This is a genomic window from Neobacillus cucumis, from assembly GCF_023715505.1.
In genome coordinates, this window is record NZ_JAMBOH010000105.1 from 1 (window position 1) to 476 (window position 476).

Sequence of the window (476 nt, forward strand, 5' to 3'; positions counted from 1 at the left end):
CGATCAGGAAGCGCGAGCGCAGCTTGCCGGCGACGTCGGTCAGCGCGAAATACTTCTGGTTCGTCTGCATCGTGAGGATCAGGCATTCCTGCGGCACCTGCAGGAATTCGTCCTCGAAGCGGCACGGGTAGACGACCGGCCATTCGACCAGCGACGTGACTTCGTCGAGCAGCGATTCGGGCATCACGACCGTGTCGCCGTTCGCATGTTCGTTCAGCTGCGTGCGGATCGTTTCGCGGCGATCGGCGAAGTGCGCGATCACGCGGCCCTTGTCGCGCAGCGTGTCGGCGTACGCGCGGGCGTGCTGGATCGCGACCAGGCCGTCGGACAGGAAGCGGTGGCCGAGCGTCGTGTCGCCGGCGTCGACGCCGAACGCGGTGACGGGCACGATGCGGTCGTCGTGCAGCACCGTCAGGCGATGCACCGGGCGCACGAACTTCACGTCCGAGCCGTCCGGGCGCTGGTACGTCATGAAT

Annotated in this window: 1 protein-coding gene; it reads right to left on the reverse strand. The window is 66.6% G+C overall.

The features are described from left to right. On the reverse strand, positions 1-476 hold a 476-nt coding region (locus M3226_RS31600; protein ID WP_251573427.1), incomplete at both ends, for a glycine--tRNA ligase subunit beta.